The sequence below is a fragment of the Pseudomonas sp. SZ57 genome, from assembly GCF_009495975.1.
Taxonomy (GTDB): Bacteria; Pseudomonadota; Gammaproteobacteria; order Pseudomonadales; family Pseudomonadaceae; genus Aquipseudomonas; species Aquipseudomonas syringae.
This window is the reverse complement of sequence record NZ_WIBD01000047.1, coordinates 1-3671: the sequence shown is the minus strand read 5'-3', so window position 1 is coordinate 3671 and position 3671 is coordinate 1. Positions and strand designations below refer to the sequence as shown.

At 48.2% G+C, this 3671-nt stretch carries 2 protein-coding genes and 1 pseudogene; all 3 read left to right on the top strand.

Annotated elements, in window-relative coordinates; genetic code table 11:
* A pseudogene (locus tag GE543_RS26910) lies at nt 1-1766 on the top strand (DUF637 domain-containing protein); the annotation flags it as partial.
* Nucleotides 1763-2155: a hypothetical protein gene (locus GE543_RS26905; protein WP_153222764.1), complete on the top strand. Its 393-nt coding sequence runs from the start codon at nt 1763-1765 to the stop codon at nt 2153-2155. The pseudogene GE543_RS26910 and the gene GE543_RS26905, both read left to right, overlap by 4 nt.
* 607 nt (nt 2156-2762) lie before the next feature.
* Nucleotides 2763-3044, top strand: a complete 282-nt coding sequence (locus GE543_RS26900; RefSeq protein ID WP_153222763.1) for a hypothetical protein — start codon at nt 2763-2765, stop codon at nt 3042-3044.
* Nucleotides 3045-3671 lie beyond the last annotated feature (627 nt).

The window sequence follows — 3671 nt, the reverse complement described above, 5'->3', positions numbered from 1 at the left end:
ACGCCGAACAGCAGAAACGCACCGGCAAGACCGCTGAACAAACCGTCGCCAGCCTCAACCGCGACGTGTCCAGTGATCGCAACGGCAGCAACTCGCTCAAGCCGATCTTCGACGAAGATGAAGTCCGCGCCGGGTTCGAGATCGTCACTGCGTTCTCCAACGAAGCCAGCACCTTCCTCGCCAACAAGGCCCGGGAAGCGGACCTCAAGCGGCAACAGGCCAAAACGCTGCAGGCAGAAGCCGATAAAATCGACGGGCAGAACGATGCCGCACAGATGGCCCTGCAGATTCGTGCAAGACAACTGTCGGCAGAAGCCAACGACATCTCCGAAAACTGGGGCGCAGGCGGCACTTACCGACAAATCACCACTGCACTGATCGGTGCCGCCGGCGGCAACATCAGCGCCGGCAACGCCGCCTTCGTGCAAGGCCTGGTGGTCAACTACGTTCAGCAGCGCGGCGCAGGCTACATCGGCGACCTTGTAGCAAATGGCGAGCTGACCGAAGGCTCCCCACTGCACGCCGCCCTGCATGGCATCGTCGCCTGCGCAGGTGCGGCGGCCAGCAACCAAAGCTGCGGCAGCGGTGCAGCAGGCGCAGCGGCGTCCAGCCTGCTGACCGGTTTGTTCTCACAAAGCAGCCCGGACGAAAGCGAAGAACAACGCGAAGCCAAACGTAATTTGATCGTCAGCCTGGTGACGGGTTTGGCTGCGACCAGTGCTTCTATCGACCCGACTGCCGCGAATACGGCGGCAGGGGCGGCGGTGGATAACAATTGGTTGGCGACGCAGCAGATTGTTCAGGCCAAGAAAGAATATGACGAGGCCGAAGGTTATGCGGCCAAGCTTGAGGTGGCGGGCAAATGGGCATACATCAGCGGTAAACAGGACGTCCTGACCCATCTCGGCATCGGCAAGGGCCTGGTGCAGTCCGGCTGGAATGATGTGGCGGGCCTGGCTGAATTCGCGATGCACCCGATTGATGGTCTGAACGGCCTCAGTCAGCTGATCAACAACCCTGAGGCCAGAGCGCAGTTTGGCGACAGCGTCGTCAATGAACTGAACACCAAAATCGCAACAGTCAAAACGGCCCTTGAAGTCGGCGGCGACGAAAACGCCGAAGCGCTGGGCAAGGCCATCGGCGAAATCGCCTGGCAGGTTGGCAGCATCGCGACGGGTGTGGGTGGCGCAGCGAAGGGGGGCGTGGCGCTGGCCAAGGCAGGCATCAAGGTTGGCGGTGCGCAGCTTGAAAAGATGGCTGAGATCGCTAGAATCGAGAAGCTTGCGGCGAAGAATGCTAAAAATCCGAATCCGATGAGTTCGATGACGGATTCTGAGGCGGGTGTTAACAGCCTACCCAAACTTGGCTCTTTGAAAGGAGAACCTGAACTTCCTCCAAAAAATGCTTCTCCAGATATGGTCAGATCAATTGAGCGTCAGAATGAGGCGTCAAAAAAGCTTGCTCAGGCAGGGTATGATGTTGAGCAATTACCCAATACTGGGAGAAAAGGGGGAAATCCTGATCTGAAAATTAATGGCGACCTAGCTGATGTATTTTCCCCAAGAACTAATAGCCCTATTTCAGTATTGATGACAGTAACTGAAAAAGTTCAAAAACAAGCTAGTAGCGTAGTTGTAAATCTAGCTGATTCACCGTTAACATCTGGTGAGATTGAAAAAGCGCTGTCTACACGCCCGGTGGAAGGGCTGAAAAAACTTTACCTAATGAAAAACAATGAATTTAAAATAATCGAGGTAGCAAAATGACCATCACTATGAACTTGGAGATCGAACAAGGTATATCTTTTGACGATATATGCCGCACATTATCCAGTATGAATACGGACTATCAGATCGAAGAAAAACACTTGACAGGAAACTTTATAAGCTCTAACGCTTACTTCGTATTTCGCCACATAATTCCTTACGAGGAAATTGTAGCAGAAAACGTAATAGCTGATTGGAAGGTTGGCATGAGAGGAGCGTTTCACTCACCTATCGATACATTATCTGAAAGTTCGGAAGACATAAAAATATTCCTTAGCGAACTTGTTAAACAGACTCAGTTTAAATTCATATTATCCTTCCAGTTTGAAGAGGTATACGCACTTCGCGACAATAACGGAATTCGCTTTTTAAAGAATATGATTGATTGACTCATGATGCTCCAAAACCGAATCGTTTTGCCCGGTATTTTAGCCCGCATACTTGACCACTGAAAAAGCAAATCGAAGACCATAATTAAAATCATGCATACAAGAAGTTTGAAGTCATCGATTTACGCCTAAAAAATAGGCAAAATGGCGCTTCGACGAGGCCGGCCATGTATTTACGGCGCCATCTAAAAAGGATTTTCTTGTTTAATACTTCTAGATCGAAGAGTGCTTATATGCAAACTCATATCAGTGCAGCCCGGTACTATCACACGAAATCAACAATATTATGATACAAAGGGTAATCGACTGAAGTGCGAGGGTGGTAAGTGGCTACCATGGTGAGAGAAGTGAACATGAATGCCGTTTTCGATTTAGAAGCAGATTTGGTACCAGGGCTCAGCGCAGCAGGCTTTGAGCTGGGTAGCTCACTTGAGGGAATCTTAAAAAAATAGGTCAGGTAACATGGTATGACTCTAAATCTACCACATATGAACTCTTGGAAAACAACACCGGTTGGCTAGGTATTAGGGAGGAAATACGATTTAAGGAGCACGGCGACTTTGTGAATTATCTATTCTTCAAGAACAGGCTACTGATGCTCGCATTCATGAGCGGAACCTCTCTATATAACATAAATGTGGGTATAGGTTATTCTGGTAATTTTGAAGGCGTTAGGCCAGGATTGGAGTTAGGGTCTATAAAATCACCTTTGCTAATTGAATTTAATGAGTTTGATGATAATTTTCTTATTTTGAATGGAGAAACTGTCATTGATGGTATTAGCCTTTTGACAGATTACAGGGCACCCCTAGAAAATGCCCCAAAGCAAAAAATCGAATATGTATCAATTCATAATTTGGCTATTAGAGATGAGGCTGTAGGCGGCTGAATTATAATTATACGGCATGGTTTTAGTAGGGTGGATAATACAATTCAAAGACGGTTTTAAGTTCTAAATGAGCTTGCTGAAAATCTTTCTGGCGAAGCTGATTGCGACTATCAATTCCTCTATTGTAAAGGTGAGGTTGATACTGAAGAAGGCTAGGTGGAGTCCAGCTTTAAATTCAATATTAACAATGAAGCAAAATCAGTATTCTTAACTGATGCTGCTGAAGAAAGCATGTCTGGTCTTGTATTTTAGCTAAACTAAATTATGAAAAAACAAATCGGTGGTTGTTGGGAATGGATGACCTGATCCATAGGCAAAAAAGCGAAGCTAAGGTTCACTACGAGTACTAATACATCAACTCGGGAACCTCTTAGTCTATTTTTTCTAAAGCAGCGTTAATCAACCGACTTGTTACATGCAGCCTCACCAGCCGCGACATCAAGAACAAGGCCGATTACGACGCCAACACCGTCAGCCTGGGCGGTGGCTACAACGAAATCGGCAAGGACCAGAAAGGCAACGTGCAGACCGGCGGCACGGTCAACCCTGGCACCGACCTGGCGAAGAACGAAAACAATATCGGCGCCAACATGCCGATCGCCATCAGCGCCAGCGACAAGGCCAGCA